The organism is Maritimibacter sp. HL-12, assembly GCF_900177545.1.
In the GTDB taxonomy this organism is placed as follows: Bacteria; Pseudomonadota; Alphaproteobacteria; order Rhodobacterales; family Rhodobacteraceae; genus Sinisalibacter.
Map to the genome: position 1 here is coordinate 3,484,656 of NZ_FXBQ01000001.1, position 24,061 is coordinate 3,508,716.

At 67.9% G+C, this 24,061-nt stretch carries 30 protein-coding genes; 20 read left to right on the forward strand and 10 right to left on the reverse strand.

Going from position 1 to position 24,061, the window contains the following annotated elements:
- Window positions 1-12: 12 nt before the first annotated feature.
- The 3 genes from B9Y97_RS18220 to B9Y97_RS17235 are packed head-to-tail and all read left to right on the forward strand — an operon-like array spanning window position 13 to window position 2,631.
- On the forward strand, window positions 13-150 hold the full coding sequence (locus B9Y97_RS18220; protein ID WP_176224246.1) for a hypothetical protein: 138 nt from the start codon (window positions 13-15) through the stop codon (window positions 148-150).
- Window positions 140-1,693: a hypothetical protein gene (locus B9Y97_RS17230; protein ID WP_085527907.1), complete on the forward strand. Its 1,554-nt coding sequence runs from the start codon at window positions 140-142 to the stop codon at window positions 1,691-1,693. Before B9Y97_RS18220 ends, B9Y97_RS17230 begins: the two co-directional genes overlap by 11 nt.
- Window positions 1,690-2,631, forward strand: a complete 942-nt coding sequence (locus B9Y97_RS17235; RefSeq protein WP_085527908.1) for a site-specific tyrosine recombinase XerD — start codon at window positions 1,690-1,692, stop codon at window positions 2,629-2,631. Before B9Y97_RS17230 ends, B9Y97_RS17235 begins: the two co-directional genes overlap by 4 nt.
- Before the next feature lie 12 nt (window positions 2,632-2,643).
- On the opposite strand, the gene B9Y97_RS17240 is transcribed toward B9Y97_RS17235, so the two are convergent.
- Window positions 2,644-3,105, reverse strand: coding sequence for a type II toxin-antitoxin system RatA family toxin (locus B9Y97_RS17240; protein WP_085527909.1), 462 nt, complete (start codon window positions 3,103-3,105; stop codon window positions 2,644-2,646).
- Between the two features lie 69 nt (window positions 3,106-3,174).
- Here B9Y97_RS17240 and hpt point away from each other — a divergent pair, with 69 nt between their 5' ends.
- The 6 genes from hpt to B9Y97_RS17270 all read left to right on the forward strand — a co-directional run bounded on the left by hpt (window position 3,175) and on the right by B9Y97_RS17270 (window position 7,100).
- Window positions 3,175-3,720: a hypoxanthine phosphoribosyltransferase gene (gene hpt / locus B9Y97_RS17245; protein ID WP_085527910.1), complete on the forward strand. Its 546-nt coding sequence runs from the start codon at window positions 3,175-3,177 to the stop codon at window positions 3,718-3,720.
- On the forward strand, window positions 3,717-3,905 hold the full coding sequence (locus B9Y97_RS17250; RefSeq protein WP_085527911.1) for a hypothetical protein: 189 nt from the start codon (window positions 3,717-3,719) through the stop codon (window positions 3,903-3,905). Before hpt ends, B9Y97_RS17250 begins: the two co-directional genes overlap by 4 nt.
- A gap of 145 nt (window positions 3,906-4,050) precedes the next feature.
- Window positions 4,051-4,944 carry a cytochrome c gene (locus B9Y97_RS17255; RefSeq protein ID WP_085527912.1) on the forward strand — a complete coding sequence of 298 codons (894 nt, stop codon included), beginning with the start codon at window positions 4,051-4,053 and terminating at the stop codon, window positions 4,942-4,944.
- Between the two features lie 83 nt (window positions 4,945-5,027).
- Window positions 5,028-5,498: a GyrI-like domain-containing protein gene (locus B9Y97_RS17260; protein WP_085527913.1), complete on the forward strand. Its 471-nt coding sequence runs from the start codon at window positions 5,028-5,030 to the stop codon at window positions 5,496-5,498.
- Between the two features lie 97 nt (window positions 5,499-5,595).
- A complete protein-coding gene (locus B9Y97_RS17265) occupies window positions 5,596-6,066 on the forward strand; it encodes a GyrI-like domain-containing protein (protein ID WP_085527914.1) in 471 nt (156 codons plus the stop codon).
- Window positions 6,067-6,164: 98 nt separating this feature from the next.
- Complete coding sequence (locus tag B9Y97_RS17270; protein ID WP_085527915.1) at window positions 6,165-7,100, forward strand: carbon-nitrogen hydrolase family protein; 936 nt, start codon at window positions 6,165-6,167, stop codon at window positions 7,098-7,100.
- Between the two features lie 12 nt (window positions 7,101-7,112).
- On the opposite strand, the gene lipA is transcribed toward B9Y97_RS17270, so the two are convergent.
- The 5 genes from lipA to prfA form a co-directional block, all read right to left on the reverse strand.
- Window positions 7,113-8,063 carry a lipoyl synthase gene (gene lipA / locus B9Y97_RS17275; protein ID WP_085527916.1) on the reverse strand — a complete coding sequence of 317 codons (951 nt, stop codon included), beginning with the start codon at window positions 8,061-8,063 and terminating at the stop codon, window positions 7,113-7,115.
- Between the two features lie 102 nt (window positions 8,064-8,165).
- Window positions 8,166-9,092, reverse strand: coding sequence for a LysR substrate-binding domain-containing protein (locus B9Y97_RS17280; protein ID WP_085527917.1), 927 nt, complete (start codon window positions 9,090-9,092; stop codon window positions 8,166-8,168).
- Window positions 9,093-9,210: 118 nt separating this feature from the next.
- The gene (locus B9Y97_RS17285; RefSeq protein ID WP_085527918.1) at window positions 9,211-9,777 is read right to left on the reverse strand and encodes a DUF4167 domain-containing protein; all 567 of its coding nucleotides are present in this window, start codon (window positions 9,775-9,777) and stop codon (window positions 9,211-9,213) included.
- Window positions 9,778-10,115: 338 nt separating this feature from the next.
- Complete coding sequence (gene prmC / locus B9Y97_RS17290; RefSeq protein WP_085527919.1) at window positions 10,116-10,949, reverse strand: peptide chain release factor N(5)-glutamine methyltransferase; 834 nt, start codon at window positions 10,947-10,949, stop codon at window positions 10,116-10,118.
- The gene (gene prfA, locus B9Y97_RS17295; RefSeq protein WP_085527920.1) at window positions 10,946-12,001 is read right to left on the reverse strand and encodes a peptide chain release factor 1; all 1,056 of its coding nucleotides are present in this window, start codon (window positions 11,999-12,001) and stop codon (window positions 10,946-10,948) included. Before prfA ends, prmC begins: the two co-directional genes overlap by 4 nt.
- Before the next feature lie 62 nt (window positions 12,002-12,063).
- Between prfA and B9Y97_RS17300 the strand changes: the two genes are divergently transcribed.
- Window positions 12,064-12,384, forward strand: a complete 321-nt coding sequence (locus tag B9Y97_RS17300) for a hypothetical protein (RefSeq protein ID WP_085527921.1) — start codon at window positions 12,064-12,066, stop codon at window positions 12,382-12,384.
- On the opposite strand, the gene B9Y97_RS17305 is transcribed toward B9Y97_RS17300, so the two are convergent.
- Entirely contained in the window at window positions 12,298-12,717 is a 420-nt protein-coding gene (locus B9Y97_RS17305; protein ID WP_176224406.1) for a DUF1499 domain-containing protein, read from the reverse strand. The two genes, B9Y97_RS17300 and B9Y97_RS17305, sit on opposite strands and share 87 nt — an antisense overlap.
- 67 nt (window positions 12,718-12,784) lie before the next feature.
- On the opposite strand from B9Y97_RS17305, the gene B9Y97_RS17310 reads away from it, so the two are divergent.
- Both B9Y97_RS17310 and B9Y97_RS17315 read left to right on the forward strand, forming a co-directional pair.
- Window positions 12,785-13,141: a hypothetical protein gene (locus B9Y97_RS17310; protein WP_139828362.1), complete on the forward strand. Its 357-nt coding sequence runs from the start codon at window positions 12,785-12,787 to the stop codon at window positions 13,139-13,141.
- A 62-nt stretch (window positions 13,142-13,203) separates the two neighbouring features.
- Window positions 13,204-13,560: a hypothetical protein gene (locus B9Y97_RS17315; RefSeq protein ID WP_085527924.1), complete on the forward strand. Its 357-nt coding sequence runs from the start codon at window positions 13,204-13,206 to the stop codon at window positions 13,558-13,560.
- Between the two features lie 23 nt (window positions 13,561-13,583).
- On the opposite strand, the gene speB is transcribed toward B9Y97_RS17315, so the two are convergent.
- Together speB and B9Y97_RS17325 are read right to left on the reverse strand one after the other, a co-directional pair.
- Window positions 13,584-14,543 (reverse strand): agmatinase, encoded by a 960-nt coding sequence (gene speB, locus B9Y97_RS17320; RefSeq protein ID WP_085527925.1) that lies wholly within the window; start codon window positions 14,541-14,543, stop codon window positions 13,584-13,586.
- A 46-nt stretch (window positions 14,544-14,589) separates the two neighbouring features.
- Window positions 14,590-15,750, reverse strand: coding sequence for a M20 aminoacylase family protein (locus B9Y97_RS17325; RefSeq protein ID WP_085527926.1), 1,161 nt, complete (start codon window positions 15,748-15,750; stop codon window positions 14,590-14,592).
- A 65-nt stretch (window positions 15,751-15,815) separates the two neighbouring features.
- On the opposite strand from B9Y97_RS17325, the gene mazG reads away from it, so the two are divergent.
- Complete coding sequence (mazG, locus tag B9Y97_RS17330; RefSeq protein WP_085527927.1) at window positions 15,816-16,646, forward strand: nucleoside triphosphate pyrophosphohydrolase; 831 nt, start codon at window positions 15,816-15,818, stop codon at window positions 16,644-16,646.
- A gap of 24 nt (window positions 16,647-16,670) precedes the next feature.
- Here the strand turns inward: mazG and B9Y97_RS17335 are convergent, their stop codons facing one another.
- The gene (locus B9Y97_RS17335; protein ID WP_085527928.1) at window positions 16,671-17,555 is read right to left on the reverse strand and encodes a DMT family transporter; all 885 of its coding nucleotides are present in this window, start codon (window positions 17,553-17,555) and stop codon (window positions 16,671-16,673) included.
- Window positions 17,556-17,842: 287 nt separating this feature from the next.
- Here B9Y97_RS17335 and B9Y97_RS17340 point away from each other — a divergent pair, with 287 nt between their 5' ends.
- The 7 genes from B9Y97_RS17340 to glp all read left to right on the forward strand — a co-directional run bounded on the left by B9Y97_RS17340 (window position 17,843) and on the right by glp (window position 23,964).
- Window positions 17,843-18,385, forward strand: a complete 543-nt coding sequence (locus B9Y97_RS17340; RefSeq protein ID WP_176224407.1) for a DUF1697 domain-containing protein — start codon at window positions 17,843-17,845, stop codon at window positions 18,383-18,385.
- A gap of 93 nt (window positions 18,386-18,478) precedes the next feature.
- Window positions 18,479-18,916, forward strand: a complete 438-nt coding sequence (locus B9Y97_RS17345; protein WP_085528329.1) for an OsmC family protein — start codon at window positions 18,479-18,481, stop codon at window positions 18,914-18,916.
- A gap of 125 nt (window positions 18,917-19,041) precedes the next feature.
- A complete protein-coding gene (locus tag B9Y97_RS17350) occupies window positions 19,042-19,935 on the forward strand; it encodes a DMT family transporter (RefSeq protein WP_085527930.1) in 894 nt (297 codons plus the stop codon).
- Window positions 19,936-20,031: 96 nt separating this feature from the next.
- Complete coding sequence (gene eno / locus B9Y97_RS17355; protein WP_085528330.1) at window positions 20,032-21,306, forward strand: phosphopyruvate hydratase; 1,275 nt, start codon at window positions 20,032-20,034, stop codon at window positions 21,304-21,306.
- A gap of 212 nt (window positions 21,307-21,518) precedes the next feature.
- A complete protein-coding gene (trpC, locus tag B9Y97_RS17360) occupies window positions 21,519-22,319 on the forward strand; it encodes an indole-3-glycerol phosphate synthase TrpC (protein WP_085527931.1) in 801 nt (266 codons plus the stop codon).
- Entirely contained in the window at window positions 22,316-22,795 is a 480-nt protein-coding gene (gene moaC, locus B9Y97_RS17365) for a cyclic pyranopterin monophosphate synthase MoaC (protein ID WP_085527932.1), read from the forward strand. The genes trpC and moaC overlap by 4 nt, the downstream gene beginning before the upstream one ends.
- Entirely contained in the window at window positions 22,792-23,964 is a 1,173-nt protein-coding gene (gene glp / locus B9Y97_RS17370) for a molybdopterin molybdotransferase MoeA (RefSeq protein WP_085527933.1), read from the forward strand. The genes moaC and glp overlap by 4 nt, the downstream gene beginning before the upstream one ends.
- Window positions 23,965-24,061: the final 97 nt, after the last annotated feature.

Consider the following 24,061-nt stretch of genomic DNA (forward strand, 5'->3'; position numbering starts at 1 on the left):
AGGGGCAACATTATGATCGGGCGGCTGCTGAAACTGGTCCTGGTTCTGGCAATCCTCGGTGCCATCGGGCTTGTCGCTTTCGCCTATCTGGGGGACCTCGGGCCGCCACAGAGCCCGCAAAACCTTCCGGTGACGCTGGATGCAAACTAGGAAGACGACGGCCCTGTCGATGATCTTCGGCCTCGCCGCGGCATCGCTCGCGGCGCAGGAATCGGGCGCGCCGATGTCGGCGATCGACTGGCTCTCCGACAGCGTCGCCACCCCTGCTCCGGTGCCCGCGACCCCGGCCGAACCGGCCATCGCACCCGGCCCGCCGCTGGCCCCGGTTACCGTCTCGCCGCTCGATTCCGCCGATCAACGTCCCGATGCGATCGGCATCCTCTCGCCCGCCGTCACCGGCCTGCCCGCCGATCTCTGGGGCACCTCGCGCGCCGAGGACATCGTGCGCCGGATCCGGGCCGAGCGCGCCGAAACCCTGCCCGCTCTGCAGGCGCTGCTCAACACGATCCTGCTCGCCGAGTTGGCCCCCCCGCGCGATCCGAGCGCCGATGGCCGCTCGATCTTCTTCGCCAGGGTCGATAAGTTGCTCGAAATGGGCGCGCTGGACCAGGCCGGAGCCTTGCTCGAACGTGCCGGGATAGAAGACCCCGAGGTCTTCCGCCGCCGCTTCGATGTGGCGCTGCTCACCGGCGAGGAACAACCCTTGTGCGAGAACCTGACGGAGCTTCCGGGCCTGTCGCCCAGCTACCAGGCCCGGATCTTCTGCCTTGCGCGCGCGGGCGACTGGACCGGCGCGGAGCTTCTGCTCGGCACCGGCGCGGTTCTGGGGTTGATCGACGAGGACGACGCCGCGCTCTTTGAACGGTTCCTCGATCCCGAGCTTTTCGAGGGCGAGCCGCCCCTGCCCAACCCGGTGCAGCCGTCGCCCCTGACCTTCCGGATGTATGAAGCGATCGGCGAGCCGATCCCCACCGCGGGCCTGCCGCTTGCCTTCGCCCATTCCGACCTCGGCGAGGATAGCGGCTGGAAGGCCCGCATCGAGGCGGGCGAGCGGCTGGCGCGCGTCGGCGCGGTGTCCGGCAACCAGCTTCTCGGGCTCTACACCGAACGAAGCCCCGCCGCCTCCGGCGGCGTCTGGGAGCGGGTTGCGGCAATTCAGGCGCTCGACTCACGGCTCGAGATCGACGACAGGGCCGGCGTGGCCCAGGTCTTGCCGCGCGCATGGGCCGCGCTCGACGCGGCCCGGGTCGAGGTGCCCATCGCGCGCATTCTCGGCCCAAGGCTGCACGCAATGGGCCTGCCCGTCGAAGCCGGAGAAATCGCGTTCCGGATGGCCCTGCTTTCGGATGATTATGAAGATGCCGCGCAATCGGACGTTCCCGACACCCCGCTCGACGCCCTCCTCGCGGGCGTCGCGAAGGGCAATGTTGCCGGGCTCGCCGCGCCCGATGGGCGGGCCCGCGCGGTGATCGAAGGGTTCTCGTCGACGCGGCCCCCGGCTCGTCTTGCCTCGCTGATCGAGGACGACCGGCTCGGCGAAGCGGTGCTGCGCGCGCTCGCGTTGTTCGACGAAGGCACCGACGGCAATCTCGACAAGGTCACCGATGCCCTCGCCTTGCTGCGCGCGGTCGGGCTGGAAGACACCGCCCGGCGCGCCGCGCTCGAATTCCTGGTCCTGGATCGGCGCGGATGAGCATCGGAGATGAGGCCGGGCGCTGGATTTCCGCCTTTCTGGAGGCACAGGCCGCCGAGCTTGATGCCGCGCGCAACACCCTGCTGGCCTACGGCCGCGACCTGAAGGATTTTACCGGGTTTCTTGAACGCAAGGGGCGTGGCCCCGCCAGCGCCAGCCGCGACGACATCGAGGCATGGCTGGTGGATTGTGCGGACCAGGGCTTGGCGGTCTCGACCCGCGCGCGCAGGCTCTCGGCGGTCAAGGGGCTCTATCGCTTCGCCTTCGAGGAGGGCTGGCGCGACGACAATCCGGCTTTGCGGATCAGCGGGCCGGGCAAGGTGAAATCCCTGCCCCAGACATTGAGCGAATCCGAGGTCACCCGCCTGATCGACGCGGCGAAAGGCCATGGCCGAACCCCCGCCGAGCGCGCCCGCAACGCCTGCCTGATGGAACTGCTCTATGCCACCGGGATGCGGGTCAGCGAACTGGTCGGCCTGCCGGTGGCCGCGGCCCGGGGTGATCCGCGGATGCTGCTGGTGCGCGGCAAGGGTGGCAAGGAACGCCTCGTGCCGCTCTCCGCTCCGGCCCGCGCCGCGCTTGGCGATTGGTTGGAGATGCGCGACGACTTGCAGGACAAGGCGCGCGAAAAGGGCAAACGTCCCTCGGCGTTCCTGTTTCCCTCGACCGGCAAGGACGGCCACCTGACCCGGCATCGCTTCCACGGGCTGATCAAGGCCTTCGCGGTCGCGGCCGGGGTCTCGCCGGACGCGGTCACGCCGCACCGGCTGCGCCACGCCTTCGCCACCCACCTGCTCGCCCATGGTGCCGATCTGCGCGCGATCCAGACCCTGCTCGGCCATGCCGATGTCTCGACCACCGAGATCTACACCCATGTGCTCGACGAGCGCCTCAAGGCGCTGGTTCTGGAGCATCATCCGCTGGCGGAGAAAGACTGAAACGCGGAAGGCTCAGCCCGTCGCGCCGGCCCCGTAGAGCACCTTCGCGCGCGCCTCGAAGGCCCGCACGATGCGATGCATCGCCTCGTTGAACACCACCCCGATGATCTTTTGCAACACCGCGTTGCGGAACTCGAAATCGACGTGGAAATCGACCTCGCATCCACCCTCGATATCGCGAAAGCGCCAGCGGCTGCGCATGTGTTTGAACGGCCCGTCGAGATACTCGATATCAAGCCCGAGCCCCGGCTCGTCGAGCACCACCCGGCTGCCGAACTTCTCGCGGAACACCTTGAAGCTCACCACCAGATCGGCCTCCATCAACTGGGTGCCGTCATGGCGCGGCGTGACCGAGCGGATCCGTGCCGCCGCGATCCAGGGGATGAACTCGGGGTACCGCATCACGTCCGCCACCAGGTCATACATCTGGCGGGCGCTGTAGGGCATCCGGCGGATCTCGGAATGTGTCGGCATGTTGCCCTTCCCTCGCGGCTCTCGGCGCGCTAATCCCATATCCGGGAGCAGGGATGCAAGGGGGCGACCATGCCAACGCGGCCATATGTCATAGACGAGATGATCTCGGCCAAGACCATTGCCGCGCGGGTTGAAGCGCTGGCGCGGGAAATCCACGACACCTTCCAGGGCACCGACAAGCTGGTGGTGGTCGGGCTGTTGCGCGGCTCTTTCGTGTTCATCGCCGACATGGTGCGCGAACTGGACTTGCCGGTGGAGGTCGATTTCATCGAGGCCACGTCCTACGGCGATTCGACCGAGTCGAGCCGGGAGGTCCGTATTCTGAAGGACTTGCGCGGCGAAATTCATGATCGCGACGTGCTGGTCGTGGAGGATATCGTCGATACCGGCTACACCCTCAGGCATGTTGTCGGGCTGCTGCGGGCAAAGGAGCCGAAACGGCTGAAAACCGTCGCCCTGCTCGACAAGCCGACGCGCCGCGAGGTCGATATCAAGGCCGACTGGACCGGCTTCGAGATTCCGGATGAATTCGTCGTCGGCTACGGCATCGACTATGCGCAGCGCAACCGCAACCTGCCCTATATCGGTGCCGTGCGCTTCCTGGCCGAAGAATGAACATCATCCCCCGCCATTTCCTGCGCATGGCGAAATGGGCCCGCCACCCGCCGGGCGCGAAGCGGGTCAAGCTGGTGCTCGCGGTGATTGCCATCGCGCTGGCGATCTGGGGACTGGAGCGGGTGTTCGGCACGCCCGAGTGGATGCGGATCGACAGCACGCCCAAGGGCCGGATCAACCGCTGAGGGCCTCGGCAGCCCGGTGGCGGGGCTTTCACGTTTTGGTGCGCGATCCGCGCGGGGGTGTCATGGCGCGCCGACCGCGCTAGGCTCGCAGCAATGCCAGCGGCGTTCCCGTGCCGCCTGGTCTGCAACAACCCTGGAGTGCCCGATGCGTCGCTGGATTGTCCGCCTTGCCCTCTTCGTCCTTGTCGCCGTGGCCCTCGGGCTCTGGTTCACCCGCCCGCGCGCCGATGGTGCGGAGGCACTTGCAGGGCTGACCGGCGACGCCGCGCGCGGCGAGGTGGTGTTTACCGCCGCGGGCTGCGCCTCGTGCCACATGGCCCCCGAGGCCGAGGGTGACGCAAAGCTGTTGCTTGCGGGCGGCCAGAGCTTTCCCTCGCCCTTCGGCAGCTTCACCGCACCCAATATCAGCGCCGACCCGGACCAGGGTATCGGCGACTGGAGCGCGCTCGATCTGTGGAACGCGCTGCACCACGGCACCTCGCCCGAAGGGCAGCACTACTACCCGGCGTTTCCCTATGCCTCCTACGTGCGGATGACGGCGCAGGACGTGGTCGATCTGCACGCCTACCTGCAGACGCTGCCCGCCGATGCCACCCCGTCGCAGCCCCATGCGGTGCCCTTTCCGTTCAACATCCGCGCCAGCCTCGGCGGCTGGAAGCTGTTGTTCCTGCGGGAGGGCTGGGTGATGGACGGCGATCTCACCGAGGAGGAAACCCGCGGCCGGGTTCTGGTGGAAGCGATGGGGCACTGCGCCGAATGCCACAGCCCGCGCAACGCGCTCGGCGGCACCAAGACCGGGGCAGACTGGCTCACCGGCGCGCCCAATCCTGCCGGGCGCGGCAGCTTCCCCGACCTCACCCCGCCCGAGCTCGACTGGTCGCAGGACGAACTGGTGGAATACTTCAGCTCCGGCTTCACCCCCGACTACGACATGGCCGGCGGCCACATGGCCCTCGTGGTGGAAAACCTCGCGCAACTGCCCGAGCGCGATCGCGAAGCCATCGCCGCCTACCTCGCACGCCTGCCGCTCGACGGATGAAGTCCGGCAACATTGCCTTGGCCACATTGGCCCGGCTCGGATAGCCTCGGTGGATTGAACACCTGTCAGCCAGGGAGGGCGACATGGCGGATTTCGAACTCGTCGATGTGGAAGAGATGCCCTATCTCTATGTCGAACGCACCTGCAAGATGGACCCGAGCGAGATCGGGCCTGCCATGGGCTCCGGTCTCGGCGAGGTCTGGGGTTTCATGGAAAGCCACGGCATAGCGCCCGCCGGTGGCGCTCTGGCGGTCTACCACGCGTATGACCCGGACGTGATGACGTTCCGCTGCGGCTTCATCGTCAACCGCGCCGACATGGACGCGGCGACCGGCGCGGTGAAGGCCGATGTCACCCCGGGCGGGCACGTGGTGCACGGGCGTCACAAGGGCAGCTACAGCGGCATTCGTGGTGCCTACGGCGAAATGCACGGCTTCGTGACCGCCGCGGGCCTCGGGTTTGCCGCACCGACATGGGAAGTCTACCGCAACAGCCCCGACCAGGTGGCAGAGGACGCATTGCTGACCGACCTCTACCAAGCCTTGCAACCCTGAATCACCTCTCATCACGGCCAACCTTGACGCCGGTCAAGGCACCATCGCCACCGGCCGCATAGCGTTCCGGTATCAACCAGAGCGATGGGAGGTCACGATGCCGAAATTCGCACTCATCGAGGTCGGGCAAACCCCGTATCTCTACGTCGAGCGCAGCACCTCGATGGACCCGGGGGAGATTTCAGCGGCGATGGAGACGGCGCTCGGCGAAGTCTGGGCGTTCATGGAACGCCACGGTGTGTCACCCGCTGGCGGCGCGCTGTCGGTCTATCACGACTACAGCGAGGGCCAGATGGCCTTCCGCGCCGGTTTCACCATAGCACAAGACGACATGGCGGCCGCAGACGGCACGGTGAAGGCCGACACCACGCCGGGCGGCAAGGTGCTGCATTTCACCCATCTCGGCAGCTACGCCACGCTGCGCGATGACTACGACGCGATGATGAAGCACATGGAAGCCGAGGGGCTCGCCTTTGCCCCGCCGACCTGGGAAATCTACCTCAACAGCCCGGACGACGTGCACGACGAACAGCTCCTGACCGAGTGCTACCAGGCGCTGGCAGACTGACAGGCCACCGGGCAGGTTTCAGGCGGGGCGCGACTCGGCGCAAGGAGTGTGGTAGGATCGCTCTTTGCGCGGGGTTCCCCGCCCAGGGGAGCGCCCGCATGACAAAGATCGCCGTCGTCCAGCAACCGCCGGTCTATCTAGACCTGGAGAAATCCCTGGAGCGCGCCGCGGAACTCGTCGCCGAGGCCGCCGCGCAAGGGGCGCAGCTTCTCGTCTTTCCCGAAGTCTGGCTGCCCGGCTACCCCACCTTCGTCTGGCGCTTTGCGCCGGGCAAGGACATGGGCAAGACCGACGAGCTGTTCGCGATCTCGCAGGCCAACTCGGTCGATCTCTCGCGTGACGGTCTGGCGCCCCTTCGCGCGGCGGCCCGCGACCACGGCATGGTGGTGGTGATCGGTCACCAGGAGATCGACGGCGCCGTCTCCGGCTCCACGCTGTTCAACAGTTGCGCGATCATCGACGCCGATGGCCGGATCGTGAACAACCACCGCAAGCTGATGCCGACCAACCCGGAACGCATGGTCTGGGGCTTCGGCGACGGCGCCGGGCTCAACGTGGTCGACACCGCCGTGGGCCGGATCGGCAGCCTGATCTGCTGGGAGAACTACATGCCGCTCGCCCGCGCCGCGCTCTACGCCCAGAATATCGACATCTACGTCGCGCCGACCTGGGATTCCGGCGACACCTGGCTCGCGACGATGCAGCACATCGCCCGCGAGGGCGGCTGCTGGGTGATCGGCTGCGCCACCGCGCTGGAAGCGAGCGACATTCCCGAAAACCTGCCGCACCGCGACACGCTGTTTCCCGACCCCGAGGAATGGATCAACCCGGGCGACGCGGTGGTCTACAAACCCTTCGGCAGCACGTTCGCGGGCCCGATGCACCGGGAGAAGGGCCTGCTTTATGCCGAGATCGACCCGGCCGCAGCCCGGGCCTCGCGCCGCAAGTTCGACGCGACGGGCCATTACGCCCGGCCGGACGTGTTCACCCTCGAGGTGAACCGCGCACCGCAGCGGCCCGTGACCTATCGCTGACGGGCCCCGCGCCTAGCCCTGCCCGAGCTTCGCCAGCCGGTTTTCGCGCAGCCGGGAAAAGTCGTTGCCGGCGTGGTAGGAGGACCGGGTCAGCGGCGTGGCCGAGACCATCAGGAAACCCTTTCCCCAGGCCGCCTTCTCGTAGGCCTTGAATTCGTCGGGCGTGACGAAACGATCCACCGCGTGGTGTTTCGGCGTCGGCTGGAGGTATTGCCCGATGGTGAGAAAGTCGATGTCGGCGGCGCGCATGTCGTCCATCACCTGCATCACGCCCTGCCGGTCTTCGCCCAGGCCCACCATGATCCCCGACTTGGTGAACATCGCAGGGTCCAGTTCCTTGACCCGTTGCAACAGCCGCAGCGAGTGGAAATAGCGCGCGCCGGGGCGCACCTCGGGGTAGAGCCCGGGCACGGTTTCGAGGTTGTGGTTGAACACGTCCGGTTTTGCCTCGACCACCACCTCCAGCGCCTCCGGGCCGCAGCGGAGGAAATCGGGGGTGAGGATCTCGATCGTGGTCTCGGGGCTGCGCCTGCGGATCGCGCGGATCGTCATCGCGAAATGCTCTGCCCCGCCATCGTCGAGATCGTCGCGGTCGACGGAGGTGATCACGACATGGTTCAACCCCAGTTTCTGCACCGCGTCGGCCACCCGGCCCGGCTCGAAGGCATCGAGCGTTTGCGGACGGCCCGTCGCGATGTTGCAGAAGGTGCAGCCGCGCGTGCAGATCTCGCCCATGATCATCATCGTGGCGTGGCCGTGATTCCAGCACTCGCCAACGTTGGGGCAGCCCGCCTCCTCGCACACCGTGGCCAGCCCGTGCTCGCGCATGATCTTGTGGGTCTCGGCGTAGCCCGCGCCGCCCGGCGCGCGCACGCGGATCCAGTCGGGCTTTTTCGGCTGGGCATTGTCGGGCCGATGGGCCTTTTCCGGATGCCGGCCTTCGGGCGTTTTCAGATCACGCATGCAAGATACCTCCGTTCGCCCCCATATAACGGCTTGCGCGCGCTTGTCACAGCCAAAGGCACGAATGCGTGATATGCGCGGCGCGCAAGGCTTGCGCCCCGCTCACTCCGGGTTGGCGCGCGACACCAGCGCCGCCCCGGCCTCGGCAAGCACCTCGGCAAGATCGCGAAACCACCCGTCCGGCCCGCCGAGATCACGCCGCACCAACCCGATCACGCGCATCGGCTCGGGTTCGGCAAAGCGCATCACCGCCATCCCCGGCGTGCCCGGTGCCTCGGTGGCATGGGCAATCTCGGGTAGCAATGTCTGGCCAAACCCCGCGCCGACGAGGCCGCAGAGCGTGCGCAGCGAGGACGCGCCGAGATCGACCCGCGTGGCCGGACGCCGGGTGCCACAGATTTCGAGCGCCTGGTCGGCAAGGCAATGGCCCTCGTCAAGAAGCAGGAGCCGCGACGGGTTCAACTCGGTCGGGCGCGGCAGATCGCCCGCGCCGCGCATCTCGGCGACATGGTCGGCGCGCGCGGCAAGCAGGAAGCGATCCTCGAACAGCGGAAGTTCGACCAGCCCCTCACCGCCCGACGGCAGCGCGATCACCGCGGCATCAAGCAACCCATCGGCCAGTTCGTCGAGCAGGACCGCCGTTTGCGCCTCGCGCAGACGCAGATCGAGCGTCACGTCGCGCGCGCGCAGTCCCGGCAGGGCCTCGGGCAGGAGATAGGGCGCGACGGTGGGGATGATGCCGAGCTTGAGGCGTCCGTGCAGCCCGTCGCGCCAGCGCGCGCCCGCCTCCATGCGCTCGATCTCGGCCATGATCCGCCGCGCCGAGGCAAGCACCTCCTGCCCGCCGGGCGTCAGCCGGAAGGCACGGTCGCTGCGATCGACCAGGCTGGTGCCAAGGCGTTCCTCAAGCTCGCGGATCTGGGTCGATAGCGCGGGCTGGGTCACGTGGGCACGTGCGGCGGCACGGCCGAAATGCCGCGTTTCGGCGAGCGCGATGAAATAGGACAACTGCCTCAGGGTGATGTTCATACCGTCAGCCTAGGGCTTGTGCGCCGCGCGGCAAAGACCCGCGCAGGTGCAAAACAAAAAAGGCCGCCCCGGAAGGCGGCCGAATTTGCGCTTTTTCCGCGCCCGGGTCACGCCACGGTTATTCGGCCGCTTCCGGCGCGTCGCTTCGGGCGTTGCCGGTCGATCCGTCCGCCGGGCCGCCATCCGCGTCCGGTGCCGGCTTGGCCTTGGGCTTGCGGCTGCGGCTGGGTTTGCGCGGCTTGGCCTCGGGGGTTTCCACCAGCCCGCTGTCGGTCTGCGACCCGCTGTCGATCACCTCGGCGTCGGAAGCATCGGTATCGGGCTGGGACTTGGCCTCGCTCTCGTCGCGCCCGCGGTCGTCGCGTTCGCGCTGCTTTTGCTGCTGCTGCTGGCGGTCGCGGTTTTGCTGTTCGAGCTGCTGGCGCTTGTCTTCGGCGTCGCGCTGGGCCTCGGAGAGAAGCCGGATGTAGTGCTCGGCGTGCTGCTGGAAGTTCTCCGCTGCCACCCTGTCGTTGCCAAGAAAGGCATCGCGGGATAGCTGGGAATACTTGTCGATGATCTGTTGCGGCGTGCCGCGCACCTTGCCCTCGGGGCCGGAACTGTCGAACACCCGGTTGAGATTATTGGCAGGCGAGCGATTGTTGCTGCGCGCTTTGCCACGCGAACGTGATTTGGATGGTCTCATGAACTCTTGTTTCCAGCCTTTTGTTGGCTCTTGGCGGGACCGGCTGCACTTGGCGCCTCGCTGATGTCCCATCTTTCGGCTTGCCCGTGACAGGCAATCAAACGACTGCGCCCTGCCACTAACCCCGTTTATGCACGCCCGGGCCGCGCTGACAAGGGAAAAACGCAATTTTGGCAAGGCTGCGCCGATCCGTGGTGTCGCAGGGCCACAAAACACCACACGCCGCGCAAGCCTTCACGTGCGGATGGCCCGCATCCCTCTACTTGCGCACGCCCTGCACCTTTTTCAATCGCGTGCGCCTCGCACCATTTTCACTTGCGTGCGCCTCGCACCTTTCTTCACTTGCGTGCGCCCCGCACGACCCGGTCGCGCCCGTCGAGATCCGGCAACACCTCGACGTCAACAAGTCCGGCAGCGCGCAACAGCGCGGCAACCTGCGCGCCTTGCGTCGGACCGATCTCCACCAGCAGCCGCCCCCCCGGCGCGAGCCGCGCGCCGGCTCCGGCGGCAATGGCGCGGTAGGCGTCGAGCCCGTCGCCGCCCGGCGTCAGCGCGATCTCGGGATCGTGCTCGCGCACCTCAGGATCGAGCCCGTCCATCTCCCCCGCGGCAATGTAGGGCGGGTTCGACACGATCAGTTCAAACCGCGCGTCGATCCCGGAGAACCAGTCCGCCTCGATCAGCGTGAGCCGGTCGGCGACGCCGAGATCCTCGGCGTTCGAGCGCGCCACGATCAGCGCCTCGGGCGAAACATCGCTCGCCAGCGCCTCCGCCTGCGCCCATTCCGCCAACAGCGTGATCGCCAGAATCCCCGATCCTGTGCCCAGATCGAGCAGCCGCGCCGGGGCCGGTCCGGCCAGCGCCTCGGCCACCAGGGTTTCGGTTTCTGGCCTTGGATCAAGCACATGCGGGGTGATCCTGAAGTTACGCCCCCAGAACATCCGCCGCCCGATGATGCGGCTCACCGGCTCGTGCTCCAGCCTGCGATGCAACAGCGCCTCGTAGCGCGCCATCTCCTCCTCGCTCACCTCGCGGTCGGCGTGGAGGGTGAGCCGGTCGGCGGGTATGCCGAGCGCATGGGCGAGCAGCGCCCGGCTGTCGCGCCCCGACGTGCCCATGCCGCCGAAACCCAGAAGCCCGGTGCCCTTGCCCAATGCCTGTGTCAGCCTCATGCGTCCATCTCCGCCAGTTGTTGCGCCTGATCGGTCTCGGTCAGCGCGTCGATGATCTCGTCGAGGTCGCCCTGCATCACCTCGCCGAGCTTGTAGAGCGTCAGCCCGATGCGGTGATCGGTGAGCCGACCTTGCGGGAAATTGTAGGTGCGGATGCGCTCGGAGCGGTCGCCCGAGCCAACCTGCGCCTTGCGGTTGGCCGCGCGCGCATCGGCCGCCTTCTGGCGTTCCATGTCGAACAACCGCGACGCCAGAACCTGCATCGCGATCTCGCGGTTGCGGTGCTGGCTTTTCTCCGAACTTGTCACCACGATCCCGGACGGCAGGTGGGTGATCCGCACCGCCGAATCGGTGGTGTTGACGTGTTGCCCGCCCGCACCAGAGGCGCGCATGGTGTCGATCCGAAGGTCGTTCTGGTCGATCGCGATATCCACGTCCTCGGCCTCGGGCAACACTGCCACGGTGGCCGCGGAAGTGTGTATCCGCCCGCCTGATTCGGTCTCCGGCACGCGCTGCACCCGGTGCACCCCGCTTTCATACTTGAGACGGGCGTAGACATTCTCACCCGACACCCGCGCGACCAGTTCCTTCACCCCGCCCAGCTCGGTGAGCTGCTGCTCGATCACCTCGAAGCGCCAGCCCATGCGCTCGGCGTAGCGCTGATACATCCGCATCAGGTCGCCCGCGAACAGCGCCGCCTCCTCGCCGCCGGTGCCGGGCCGGATCTCGACGATCGCCGGGCGGGCATCGGCCTCGTCGCGCGGCAGCAGCGCCAGCCGCATCGCCTGCTCGGCCTCCGGCAGCCGGGCCTTCAGACGGGGCAATTCCTCCTCGGCGAGCGCTTGCATCTCCGGGTCGGCGAGCATCGCCTCGGCCTCGGCGATGTCCGCCAGAAGCTGGCGATAGGCGGCGATCTCGGCCACCACGGGCTTGAGCTGGGCGTATTCGCGCCCGACCCGGGCGTAATCCTCGCCCGAGAGCCCCTCGGCCATGCGCGCTTCGAGGTAGCCGAACCGCTCGGTGATCGCATCAAGTTTATCGAATGGAACCATGGCGATCAGGTGGCCTATCGGCGGGGTTTGGTCAAGTGGCGCGTCTGTAGTATGATTGCGGGATGCGCCTTTTGCCCTGCCTCCTCGCGGGCCTTGTCGCCCTGCCTGCCCTCGCCGATGTCACCACGCCCGGCGGCAAGGTGCTCGATTGCTACTGCACCGACAGCCAGGGCGCGCGGGTCGAGATGGACGCGGAAATCTGCCTCGTGGTTGGCGGCCGGGCCTTCATCGCGCGCTGCGAGATGAGCCTCAACAACCCGATCTGGCGCGACACCGGCCGCCCTTGCGTCAGCTCGTCACTGGCCCCCTTCGAGCCGCTCGAACCAGCGCGCGACCCGGGCGGCGTTCATGCCGAGATCGCTGCGGCCATAGACGAGGTGTGAATGCAGGTGCAGGTTTTCGCCATCCTGCCAGATCACCGCGATATCGGGAAAACCCCAGAGCCGCGAGCGGGTGACGAAGGCGGCAGGTTCCACCCCGGTGCCGACGCGCTCGGTGCGCGCGGTCTCGGCCGCGATGTCCAGCAGCCGGGCGAAGGCCCCCTCGGGCAGTTCGGACAGCGGGCGCACCACCTTGAGCCCGCCGGGCACCGGGTGAACCCCGGGCTCGAAAGGCCCGGGTTGCGCGCTCAGCCGGTGGCGCGGCAGCGGCGTGAACCGGATCGCGGCCTGCGCCAGGCCGATCAGGAGCACCGCGATCAGGATGGATTTGAGCATCGCGTCCTCGCAATTCTTGCTAACGTCTCTATGCAATACCCGCCCCGTGACCGAAAGGATCAATCCGATGCGTGCCGCCCTGTTTGTCCTCGCCATCGCGCCCGGCCTCGCGTTCGCCACACCCTATGACGGGCTTTACCGGCCGAACTACGATTTCGCCGCGACCTGGGATTGCACCGATGTCGGCATGGAAGGCGGCGCGCTGGCGATTGAAGGCGACCGGCTGTTCGGGGTGGAGAACATCTGCGAGCTTGCCGAGCCCGTCGAATTGCGCGGCATGAACGCAGTGCTCTACGATGCCACCTGCGACGGCGAAGGCACGCGCTACGAAGAGCGCGTGATGCTGATGGCGCATGATTTCGGCGTCTACGTCATCCGCGACGGACAGGTGGCCGACTGGCTCTCCTGCGACGCCACACCATGATGCGACATGGCTGTTGATGCCGTAGACTTCCGCCCGGTTCACACCGGAACGGGAGGCCCGCGATGCGCCCCATTTTCACCTTCGCCGCCGTGCTGCTGGCCAGCGGTGCCATCGCCACACCCTACGAGGGCAATTACCTGCCTTTGAACTATTATCCCGGCGCTTCGAGTTGCCGGGACGCGGGCGAACCGCAGGGGATCACCTCGATCAGGGGCGACACCCTGCGGATGATCGAGATGCCTTGCGTGCTCTCCGCCCCCGAGCCGGTGCGCGGCATGGAGGCCACCCTCTACGATGCGCTCTGCACCTATAGTGACGGGGTCAGCCAGACCGAGGGACGGGTGATGCTGATGCAGGCCCCCGGCGAGCTCTGGGTGATCTGGGACGGCTATATCGAGCACTGGATGCGCTGCGACTGAGCGCGCCCGCCCCGCGCCGCCCGCTACCGCCGGGTCCAGCCCCAGAGGCAGAGCAGTTCCACCGCCACATGCGCCGCCGCGACCGCGGTGATCCCGGCGTGATCATAGGGTGGGGAGACCTCCACCACGTCGCCGCCGACGAGGTTGATCCCCGCGATCCCGCGCAAGGTTGCCGCCGCCTGCGCCGTCGTCAGCCCGCCCCAGACCGGCGTGCCGGTGCCGGGGGCGAAGGCCGGGTCGAGCCCGTCGATATCGAATGTGAGATAGGCCGGATGATCGCCCACCACCTCGCGAATGCGGTCGGCCACGAGATCGGGGCCAATCCGGTGCACCTCGGGCGCATCGACCCCGGCGATGCCAAGCCGGTCGTCCACTTCGGTGCGGATGCCGATCTGGATCGAGCGCTCGGGCACGATCAGCCCCTCCTTCACCGCCTTGTAGACGAAGGTGCCGTGATCGACGCGGGCCGGGTCATCATCGGGCCAGCTGTCGGTGTGGGCGTCGAACTGGATCAGCGCCAGCGGGCCGTGCCTGGCGGCATGGGCGCGCAGGATCGGCAGGGTGACCGAGTGATCGCCCCCCAGCGTGATCGCGGCGCAGTCCTGCGCGAGGATGCCCGCGATATGGGCCTCCAGCCGGGCCGGGAAATCGGCGGGGGCAGCGTAGTCGAAGGCCAGATCGCCGTAATCGGCGATGGCGAAGGCGCTCATCACGTCATAGCCCCAGCCGAAGGGCGCATCGGGGCTTTGCAGGGCGCTCGCCTCGCGGATCGCGCGCGGCCCGAGGCGCGCGCCGGGCCGGTTGGTCACCGCCTGGTCGAAGGGCGCGCCGGTGATCGCGATATCGGCAACGCTCAGATCCTTGGTGAAGGTCCGCCGCAGGAAGCTGGGCAGGCCCGAGAAGGTGTTCTCGAAGCTCGGCCCCTTCATGCCTGGCCGGGTGATCGCGGTATCGACCTGTTTTTTCGCGTCTTCCAGTGCCATGTGTTTTCCTCCGGCGACGGCGCGGTCGCGCGCGCCGTCGCTCAGGTCAGGCGGGTTGCAGGGTTTCGACGAGGCGGGCGAAGAAGCTCGCGCCGATCGGGGCGATCTCGTCGTTGAAATCGTATTTCGGGTGGTGCACCGACGGGCCCTCGCCCTGGCCGAGGAACAGGAAGGCGCCGGGGCGGGCGTCGAGCATGTAGGAGAAATCCTCCGCCCCCATCTCGCGCGGCCGGTCGGTTTCGACGGCCTGTGCGCCCACGATCCCGCGCGCCACGGCCGCGGCCTTCTCCACCTCGGCCGCGTGGTTGACCGTGGGCGGATAGCCGCGCTCGTAGTCAAGCACCGCCTCGACTCCGTAAGCCGCCGCGCTGCCCGCCACGATCTCGCCCATCCGCCGCTCCACCATGTCGCGGATTTCCGGATTGAAGGTGCGCACCGTGCCGCCGACGAAAGCCTTCTCGGGGATCACGTTGTCGGCGCTGCCCGATTGCACCATGGTCACCGAGGCCACGAGATCTTCGCGCGGCGGGTTGTTGCGGCTCACGATGGTCTGGCACCCTTGCGCGATCGCCAGCGCCGCCGGGATCGGGTCGACCGCCTCGTGCGGATAGGCGCCGTGGCCGCCCTGCCCCCGGATGTGAATGCGGAAGGTATCGACCGCCGCCATGATCGGCCCCGGGGTGGTGGAAAAACTGCCGAAGGGCAGGCCCGGCTCGTTGTGCAGCGCATAGACCTCGTCGATGCCGAAGCGCTCCATCATCCCCTCTTCCACCATGATCCGGCCGCCGCCGATATCTTCCTCGGCGGGTTGGAAGATCAGCGCGACCCGGCCCGAGAAGGCGCGCGTCTCGGCCAGGTAGCGCGCGGCCCCGAGCAGCATCGTGGTATGGCCGTCATGGCCGCAGGCATGCATCCGCCCGGGCACGGTGGAGGCATGCTCCAGCCCGGTTTCCTCGTCCATCGGCAGCGCGTCCATGTCGGCGCGCAACCCGATGGTGCGCCCCGGCCCCCGCCCCTCGATGATCGCCACCACGCCCGAGCGCGCGATCCCTTCGTGGATCTCGTCGACCCCGAAATCGCGCAGCTTTTCCACCACGAAAGCGGCGGTCTCGTGGCAGTCGAGCTTGAGTTCGGGGTGGGCATGGAGCCACCGCCGCCAGGTTTTCATGTCATCGGCATAGGCCGCGATGCGGTTGATGACGGGCATGGGTTTCGGCCTCTCGCGCGCTTTGCTATGAACGGCCAGATTTCCCCGAAACGAGGGCCGACGCAATGGGCAAAACAGACGCCGACATCGTGCATGATCCCGAGGGCGGCATCGCTCGGCTCGTCGAGATCATGGCCCGCCTGCGCGATCCCGAAACCGGCTGCCCCTGGGACGTCGAGCAGAGCTTTGCCACCATCGCGCCCTACACGATCGAGGAGGCCTACGAGGTGGCCGACGCGATCGAGCGCGAGGCATGGGACGAGCTCAAGGGCGAATTGGGCGATCTGTTGTTCCAGTCGGTGTTTCATGCCCGCATGGCCGAGGAACAGGGGCTGTTCTCCTTCCACGACGTCGCCAACCACATGGCCGACAAGATGGTGGCGCGTCATCCGCATGTTTTCGGCGACCAGGCCGGGATCGACAGCGCCGAGGCCCAGACCGAGAACTGGGAGGCGATGAAGGCGGCCGAGCGCGCGGCCCGTGCCGAACATGGCGTGCTCGACGGGGTGGCGGTGGGCCTGCCCGCCCTGCTGCGCGCCTACAAGCTGCAAAAACGCGCGGCGCGGGTCGGGTTCGACTGGGGCGAGATCGACCCGGTGCTCGACAAGATCGCCGAGGAGGCGCGCGAAGTGGCCGAGGCGCGCGACGATCTCGGCCATGACGCGCTCAGCGAGGAAATCGGCGATCTGCTTTTTGTCGTTGCCAACCTGGCCCGTCATCTCGGCGTCGAGCCCGAGGCGGCGCTGCGCGGTGCCAACGCCAAGTTCATCCGCCGGTTCGAAGCCATCGAGGCCGCGCTGGCCGAGGTGGGCAAGTCGCCCGACACCGCCTCGCTCGAAGAGATGGACGCCTTGTGGAACGCGGCCAAGACCGCCGAGCGCAAGCCGCGCGGCTAGGGCCACGCAAAGACCACGGATCGGTCAGCTTCGCCGGTTGATCAGCATGATCCCGGCCGCCACCAGCACAAGCTGGGCAACCAGCGCGGTCGTGACCGTTTCACCGAGCCAGAGCCAGCCGAGGATCACCCCGAACACCGGCGAAAGGAACGCGAAGGCCGCGATCTGGCTGGTTTTGTAGTGCTGGAGCAACCAGAACCAGGCGAGGAAAACCCCCGAGGCCACAACGACGATCTGGAACAGCATCAGCCACCCCGTCATCACCGAAACATCGCGCAGGAGCGGGCCGAAGAACACCGAGGCGGCGAGCAGGACCGGGACCGAAACCGCGACCTGCCAGAACATCTGCATCTCGAACCCGGTTCGCGACAGACGGCTCAGGCGCGGCATCAGCGACACGCCCATCCATCCGAGCGCGGCCACCAGCGCCGCGAGATCCCCCGCCAGCGACGCCTCGCCGCCAAACCCCGACCGGTCGACGATCGCCCAGGCGACCCCGGCAAAGGCCAGCGTCAACCCGGCAAGGCGGATCGGCGTAAGCCGCTCCCCCGGCAACACGAAATGCGCGGTGAGCGCCATCCAGACCGGCATCGAGTAGAAGATCACGCTGACCCGGGTTACCGTGGTCAGGTCGAGGGCAAGGAACAGCGCGAGGAACTCGACCGAGAAGATCAGCCCGATCAGCACCCCCGGGCCGCGCGTTCCGGCGGAGAAATCGAGCCGCAACCCGCGGAACCGCATCCAGCCCCAGATCACCGCCACCGCCCCGAGCGAGCGCAAACCCGCGGCGAACACCGGCTGCAGCCCCTCGTTGGTCAGCTTGATGACAACCTGGTTGACCGCGAGGATCACCATCAGGAAGATCAGCAGGGCCCCGCCGCCGAGGTCGATGTCGCGCCTGTCTTGCATGCCGCGAAAGGAAGTGCCGCGGCGCGGGAAGTCAAGCCCCTTCGCCCGCGAGGCGTGTGAGCAAGGGAGCCGGGACTCCTTGCGCGCGACCTTGCCGAACCCGACCCGCCAAGCGGGCTTGCGAAACAGGCCGACATGCCTGAAGCTGGCAGGTGCGACAGGATCAACACCCGGCCCCCAGGGGCGCGGGGATTGAGGAGCGATGTGACCGGACTTTCATCCCGCGACAACCCTGCAAGCCCGCAGTGCTTCGGCATGGCGCGCGCGGGCATTGCGCGGTGCCTGAGGTGAATCCCTGGGTTCTTCTGCTCAATCCCGTCGCCGGCACCCCGCAAGGCACGCTCGCACCGACCGCCCTTCGCGGCTTGCTCAAGGGGCTGGGATTGCGGCAGGTCACCACCGCGCCGCCAACCGGTGACGCGGTGTTCTGCGGCGTGATCGACGGACGCACCTTCGGCGGCCACCTGAGCGACATGATCAAGACCGGTTTCGGGGTTCACCGCCGTGCCCTCATGCTGTCGGGTGACAGTTTCGCCGAGATCGCAAGCGGCTGGCCCTGGCCCGGGGTGCCGAACAACCCGGGTGCCGGGCATATCTGGTTTCTGGATCACCCGAGCCGCGCAAGCTCTGCCAACTTGCGCGCGGCGGCCGCGCCGGGCGACCACCTCGCCCTTACCCCGCAGGCGCTCTACCACCATGCCCCCGCGGGCCTTGCACATTCGCCCCACACCGCGCGGATCGAGCGCCTTCTCGGTGTGCCCGTCCACCGGCGCGACCTCGGCGGCATTGCCGGACTGACCGCGCTGCTTGCCCGGCTTCGCGACGATTGACCAGCCGCGCCGCTCGGTATGCAAAACCGCTTGCGCCCGATCCTCGCCTCGGGCAGCAAGCGGAAGGCAACAGCGAACCGGGAGACCTTGAGAATGGATGTGCGCGTGAAATGGGTGGAAGACCGCACCTTCGTGGGCGAAGCGGAAAGCGGACACAAGATCGTGTTCGGTGCCGCCTCCGAGGCGGGGCCGAAACCGGGGCCGAGCCCGATGGAACTGGTGCTGATCGGCACCGGCGGCTGCGCCGCCTATGACGTGGTGCATATCCTCGAAAAAGGCCGCGAGCCGGTGGAAAGCGTCGAGGTCGAACTCGACGCCGACCGCGCCGAGACCGACCCCAAGGTGTTCACCCGCATTCACATGCGCTTCATCGTCAAGGGCCGGGGCCTCACCGCCGCCAAGGCCGAGCGCGCGGTGGCCCTCTCGGTCGAGAAATACTGCTCGGCCTCGGCGATGATGGCCAAGAGCGCCGCGCTGAGCCACGACGTCGAGGTGATCGACACCGGCGACGAGGCGACGTCGACCCGCTGACGCGGGCCGACCCGTCCCGGGGCTCTGTCCCGCAGGCCGCAGGCACGCCTGCGGCGTGCGACCCCGCAGCATTTCACCCAGCAAGAAGGCGCGGCCGCGATGCCGCCCGCAACCGGAGCCCTGCCATGGACAATCTGCGCGGCGCGTTACTCATGGTTCTCGCGATGGCGGGCTTTGCCATCGAGGACGCTTTCATCAAGACGGTGACGGCGCGGGTGCCGATGGGCCAGGTGCTGATCTACCTCGGGGCGGGCGGCGGGCTGGCCTTTGCGATCCTCGCCACGCGTGCCGGCTATTGCTGGCGGTCGCGCATGTTCTTTCACCCGATGGTGATCCTGCGCAACGCCGGCGAGATCGTCGGCACTGCCGCCTTTGTCACCGCACTCACCCTGATCCCGCTTTCGCTCGCCTCGGCGCTGCTGCAGGCGATGCCGCTGTTCGTGATGCTGGGGGCGATCGTGTTCATGCGGGTGCAGGTAGGCTGGCGGCGCTGGGCGGCGCTGTCGGTCGGGCTTGCGGGCGTGCTGATCATCCTGCGCCCCGGGTTCGAGGGATTTCGCCCCGAAGCTCTGTTCGGCCTGCTCGCAGCCGTCGGGCTGGCGACGCGTGATCTCGCCACCCGCGCCTGCCCGCGCGAGGTTCATCCGCTCCAGCTTTCGACCTGGGGGTTTTTCATGCTGGTGCCGGTGGGGGCCGGGCTGCTCGCGCTGTCGGGCGGGGCGATCCGCCCCGGGGCCGCCGATGGCGGGCTGATCTTCGGCGCGCTCGCGCTCGGCATGGTCGGCTACTACGCGCTGACCCGGGCGATGCAGACCGGCGAGATAGCCTTCGTGACGCCGTTTCGCTACACCCGGCTCGTCTTTGGCCTCGTGATCGGCTGGACCCTGTTCGGCGAATCCCTCGATGCGCCGATGCTGATCGGGGCTGCCATCGTGGTGGGTGCCGGTCTCTACAGCCTGATCCGCGAACGCAGGCTGATGAAACGACCCGTGGTCGCGCCGCCGCCGAGTGCAATCTGACGCCGGTTTCGCCGCACCGCGGCGCGCGCCCCCTTCCCTCGCAGGCCCACGCGCGGTATGACCGCGATGAACCGCACCCCAGACAGGACCAGCGCCATGAGCACCATCATCGACCTTTTCGCCCGCGAAATTCTCGACAGCCGCGGCAACCCCACGGTGGAAGTCGACGTGATCCTCGAAGACGGCACCGAGGGCCGTGCCGCGGTGCCTTCCGGCGCCTCCACCGGCGTGCACGAAGCGCATGAAAAGCGCGACGGCGACAAGAGCCGGTATGGCGGCAAGGGCGTGCTCGAAGCCATCGCCTCGGTCAATGGCGAGATTGCCGAGGCGCTGGTGGGCATCGACGCCACCGAGCAGGAAGCGATCGACGCGGCAATGATCGAGCTCGACGGCACCGCCAACAAGGCCCGCCTCGGCGCCAATGCCATCCTCGGCGTGAGCCTTGCGGTGGCCAAGGCGGCGGCGGAGTTTTCCTCGTTGCCGCTCTACCGCTACGTCGGCGGTTCCTCGGCGCGGGTTCTGCCGGTGCCGATGATGAACATCATCAACGGCGGCGAACACGCCGACAACCCGATCGACATCCAGGAATTCATGATCATGCCGGTGAGCGCCGGCAATATCCGCGACGCGGTGCGGATGGGCGCGGAAGTGTTCCACACGCTGAAGAAAGAACTCTCGGCGGCGGGCTACAACACCGGCATCGGCGACGAAGGCGGCTTTGCGCCCAACCTCAGCTCGGCCCGTGAAGCGCTCGATTTCATCCTCAAGAGCATCGAGAAAGCGGGCTACAAGCCCGGCGAGGACATCTTCCTCGCGCTCGATGCGGCCTCGACGGAGTATTACCGTGACGGCAAATACGAGATGAAGGGCGAAGGCCTGTCGCTGTCATCCGACGAGAACGTCGCCTACCTGCAGGCGCTGGTGAACGACTACCCGATCTTCTCGATCGAAGACGGCATGGCCGAGGACGACTGGGACGGCTGGGCCACCCTCACCGAGGTTCTCGGCGACCAGGTGCAACTGGTGGGCGACGATCTTTTCGTCACCAACCCCGAGCGGCTGGCGCGCGGGATCGAGGCGGGCGTGGCCAACTCGATGCTGGTGAAGGTCAACCAGATCGGCACGCTTTCGGAAACCTTGCGCGCCGTGGATATGGCCCACCGCGCGCGCTACACCAACGTGATGAGCCACCGCTCTGGCGAGACCGAGGACGCCACCATCGCCGATCTCGCGGTGGCGACGAACTGCGGCCAGATCAAGACCGGCTCGCTTTCCCGCTCGGACCGGCTGGCGAAATACAACCAGCTCATCCGCATCGAGGAAATGCTCGGCGAGACCGCGCTCTATGCCGGGCATTCGATCCTGAAATAGGGCGGCCGCGCCTGCGGCGGGCGGGCAAAGGGGGGCTGTCTGCCCCCCTCTTGGCCGGACGGCCAATTCACCCCCCGAAGGTATTTTCGGACCCAAGAAGCATGCGGGGCGCGCGCGGATCGTCCCCGCCCACCCGCCGTTTTTCGCGCCCCGACCCCGCCGCTGCGCGTGAGCGGTTGCGCCGGGCGGGGCGCGGGCCTAAAACCCTCGCCATGACCAATGTTCTCGACCGGATCAAGGCCTACAAGCTCGAAGACGTGGCCGCGCGCAAAGCCGCCCGGCCCCTGAGTGCGGTCGAGGCCGATGCCCGCGCCGCGAGTCCGGTGCGCGGCTTCGCCCGCGCGCTGGAGGCGGCCACGAAAACCGGCTACGGCCTGATTGCCGAGATCAAGAAGGCGAGCCCCTCGAAGGGGCTGATCCGCCCCGATTTCGACCCGCCGGCGCTGGCGCGCGCCTACGCGGCGGGGGGGGCCACCTGCCTTTCCGTGCTCACCGACACGCCCAGCTTCCAGGGCACCGACGCCTATCTCGTCGCCGCCCGCGACGCGACCGCGCTGCCGGCCCTGCGCAAGGATTTTCTCTACGATCCATGGCAGGTGGCGGAGAGCCGCAGCCTCGGCGCGGATTGCATCCTGATCATCATGGCCAGCGTTTCCGACGCCCAGGCCGCCGAGCTTGAGGATGCGGCCTTCGGCTGGGGCATGGACGTGCTCGTGGAGGTGCATGACGCGGCGGAACTCGAGCGCGCCACCCGGCTGCGCTCGCCGCTTCTCGGCATCAACAACCGCAACCTCAAGACCTTCGAGGTGAGCCTCGACACCACCCGCGACCTCGCCGCACGCGCGCCGAGCGACCGGCTGCTGGTGTGCGAATCGGGGCTTTTCGCCCCCGCCGACCTCGCCGACATGGCCGCCGTCGGCGCGCGCGCCTTCCTGATCGGCGAAAGCCTGATGCGGCAGGACGACGTCGAGGCCGCCACCCGCGCGATCCTTGCCGACCCGGTGCTGACATGACCGACAAGCTCACCCATTTCGACGCCGCCGGGCAGGCGCACATGGTCGATGTCTCGCAAAAGCCGGTGACCGCGCGCGAGGCCGTGGCCGAGGGCCTGGTGATCATGACGCCAGAGACGCTGGCGCTGGTCGAGGCGGGCAGCGCAAAGAAGGGCGACGTGCTCGGCGTGGCCCGGCTCGCGGGCATCATGGGTGCGAAGAAGACCGCCGATCTGATCCCGCTGTGCCACCCGCTGCCGATCACCCGGGTCGCGCTCGATCTCGAACCCGACGCCGCCCTCCCCGGCGTGCGGATCACCGCCACGGTCAGCACTGCGGGCCAGACCGGCGTCGAGATGGAGGCGCTCACCGCCGTCACCACCGCCGCGCTCACCGTCTACGACATGCTCAAGGCGGCCGAGAAGGGCATGCGCATCGAGGGCGTGCGGCTGCTGGCGAAATCCGGCGGCAAATCGGGAGAGTTTCGCGCCGAATGATCACCGTTTCCGAAGCCCTCGACCATCTCTTTGCGCTGGCGGCCCCGCTTGGCACCGAGCGCGTGGCGCTGGCGGACGCGGCGGGCCGGGTGCTGGCCGAGCCGGTGGTTGCGGCGCGCAACCAGCCGCCCTTTGCCGCCTCGGCGATGGACGGCTACGCCCTGAAAGGCGTCGAGGCCGATCCCGAAGCGATGTTCAAGGTGATCGGCGAGAGCCGCGCGGGCGTGCGCTTCGAGGGCAGTGTCGGCCCCGGTCAGGCGGTGCGGATCTTCACCGGCGCGCCGGTGCCGGTGGGCGCCGACCGGGTAATCATCCAGGAAGACGTGACCCGCGACGGCAATCTGATCACCCTCGCGCGCAAGCTCGACCGGGGCCCCTACGTGCGCCCCGCGGGCACCGATTTCACCATTGGCGACCGGGTCGAGGCCCCGCGCGTGCTCGGTCCGCGCGACCTCGCGCTGATCGCGGCGATGAACGCGGGCGCGGTCACCGTGACGCGCCAGCCGAGCGTCGCCCTGATCGCCACTGGCGACGAACTGGTGATGCCCGGCGAGGAGCCGGGGCCGGACCAGATCATCGCCTCCAACGCCTTCGGGCTGAAGGCGATGTTCGAAGCCGCCGGCGCGCGGGCCAGGCTCTTGCCGATCGCGCGCGACACTGCCGAGAGCCTGCGCGCGGCCTTCGAACTGGCGCAAGGTGCCGACCTCGTGGTGACCATCGGCGGCGCCTCGGTGGGCGATCATGATATCGTCGGGCCGGTGGCCGCCGAGCTTGGCATGGAACAGAGTTTCTACAAGGTTGCGATGCGCCCCGGCAAGCCGTTGATGGCCGGCCGGATGGGCGATGCCACCTTGATCGGCCTGCCCGGAAATCCAGTTTCTTCCTTGGTTTGCGGCGTGATCTTCATCCTTCCGATGATCCGCGCCATGCTTGGTCTCGGCGCCGCGCCCGCGCCGCGCCTGAGCGCCCTGCTCGCCGAAGACCTGCCGGAGAACGGCCCGCGAGAACACTACATGCGCGCGGCACTCGACGCGGGCACGATCCGCCCGCTGCCCCGGCAGGACAGCTCGCTGCTCACCATCCTGCACCGGGCCGACGCGCTGCTTGTGCGGCCTGCGAACGATGGCCCCCGCAAGACCGGCGAAAGCGTGGACTTCGTCGAGATCTGATCCAAGCCGTTGACACGAAACGGGAACGTGGGTAGAACATTACCTGAACCGTTCCACCGTGGAGCGATATCCCGCAAAGCGGCCAGGGCGCACCGTC

Coding starts and splice junctions, on each gene's coding strand:
- B9Y97_RS18220 (WP_176224246.1), top strand. CDS start 13: ATGATCGGGCGGCTGCTGAAACTGGTCCTGGTTCTGGCAATCCTCGGT.
- B9Y97_RS17230 (WP_085527907.1), top strand. CDS start 140: ATGCAAACTAGGAAGACGACGGCCCTGTCGATGATCTTCGGCCTCGCC.
- B9Y97_RS17235 (WP_085527908.1), top strand. CDS start 1,690: ATGAGCATCGGAGATGAGGCCGGGCGCTGGATTTCCGCCTTTCTGGAG.
- B9Y97_RS17240 (WP_085527909.1), bottom strand. CDS start 3,105: ATGCCGACACATTCCGAGATCCGCCGGATGCCCTACAGCGCCCGCCAG.
- hpt (WP_085527910.1), top strand. CDS start 3,175: ATGCCAACGCGGCCATATGTCATAGACGAGATGATCTCGGCCAAGACC.
- B9Y97_RS17250 (WP_085527911.1), top strand. CDS start 3,717: ATGAACATCATCCCCCGCCATTTCCTGCGCATGGCGAAATGGGCCCGC.
- B9Y97_RS17255 (WP_085527912.1), top strand. CDS start 4,051: ATGCGTCGCTGGATTGTCCGCCTTGCCCTCTTCGTCCTTGTCGCCGTG.
- B9Y97_RS17260 (WP_085527913.1), top strand. CDS start 5,028: ATGGCGGATTTCGAACTCGTCGATGTGGAAGAGATGCCCTATCTCTAT.
- B9Y97_RS17265 (WP_085527914.1), top strand. CDS start 5,596: ATGCCGAAATTCGCACTCATCGAGGTCGGGCAAACCCCGTATCTCTAC.
- B9Y97_RS17270 (WP_085527915.1), top strand. CDS start 6,165: ATGACAAAGATCGCCGTCGTCCAGCAACCGCCGGTCTATCTAGACCTG.
- lipA (WP_085527916.1), bottom strand. CDS start 8,063: ATGCGTGATCTGAAAACGCCCGAAGGCCGGCATCCGGAAAAGGCCCAT.
- B9Y97_RS17280 (WP_085527917.1), bottom strand. CDS start 9,092: ATGAACATCACCCTGAGGCAGTTGTCCTATTTCATCGCGCTCGCCGAA.
- B9Y97_RS17285 (WP_085527918.1), bottom strand. CDS start 9,777: ATGAGACCATCCAAATCACGTTCGCGTGGCAAAGCGCGCAGCAACAAT.
- prmC (WP_085527919.1), bottom strand. CDS start 10,949: ATGAGGCTGACACAGGCATTGGGCAAGGGCACCGGGCTTCTGGGTTTC.
- prfA (WP_085527920.1), bottom strand. CDS start 12,001: ATGGTTCCATTCGATAAACTTGATGCGATCACCGAGCGGTTCGGCTAC.
- B9Y97_RS17300 (WP_085527921.1), top strand. CDS start 12,064: ATGCGCCTTTTGCCCTGCCTCCTCGCGGGCCTTGTCGCCCTGCCTGCC.
- B9Y97_RS17305 (WP_176224406.1), bottom strand. CDS start 12,717: ATGCTCAAATCCATCCTGATCGCGGTGCTCCTGATCGGCCTGGCGCAG.
- B9Y97_RS17310 (WP_139828362.1), top strand. CDS start 12,785: ATGCGTGCCGCCCTGTTTGTCCTCGCCATCGCGCCCGGCCTCGCGTTC.
- B9Y97_RS17315 (WP_085527924.1), top strand. CDS start 13,204: ATGCGCCCCATTTTCACCTTCGCCGCCGTGCTGCTGGCCAGCGGTGCC.
- speB (WP_085527925.1), bottom strand. CDS start 14,543: ATGGCACTGGAAGACGCGAAAAAACAGGTCGATACCGCGATCACCCGG.
- B9Y97_RS17325 (WP_085527926.1), bottom strand. CDS start 15,750: ATGCCCGTCATCAACCGCATCGCGGCCTATGCCGATGACATGAAAACC.
- mazG (WP_085527927.1), top strand. CDS start 15,816: ATGGGCAAAACAGACGCCGACATCGTGCATGATCCCGAGGGCGGCATC.
- B9Y97_RS17335 (WP_085527928.1), bottom strand. CDS start 17,555: ATGCAAGACAGGCGCGACATCGACCTCGGCGGCGGGGCCCTGCTGATC.
- B9Y97_RS17345 (WP_085528329.1), top strand. CDS start 18,479: ATGGATGTGCGCGTGAAATGGGTGGAAGACCGCACCTTCGTGGGCGAA.
- B9Y97_RS17350 (WP_085527930.1), top strand. CDS start 19,042: ATGGACAATCTGCGCGGCGCGTTACTCATGGTTCTCGCGATGGCGGGC.
- eno (WP_085528330.1), top strand. CDS start 20,032: ATGAGCACCATCATCGACCTTTTCGCCCGCGAAATTCTCGACAGCCGC.
- trpC (WP_085527931.1), top strand. CDS start 21,519: ATGACCAATGTTCTCGACCGGATCAAGGCCTACAAGCTCGAAGACGTG.
- moaC (WP_085527932.1), top strand. CDS start 22,316: ATGACCGACAAGCTCACCCATTTCGACGCCGCCGGGCAGGCGCACATG.
- glp (WP_085527933.1), top strand. CDS start 22,792: ATGATCACCGTTTCCGAAGCCCTCGACCATCTCTTTGCGCTGGCGGCC.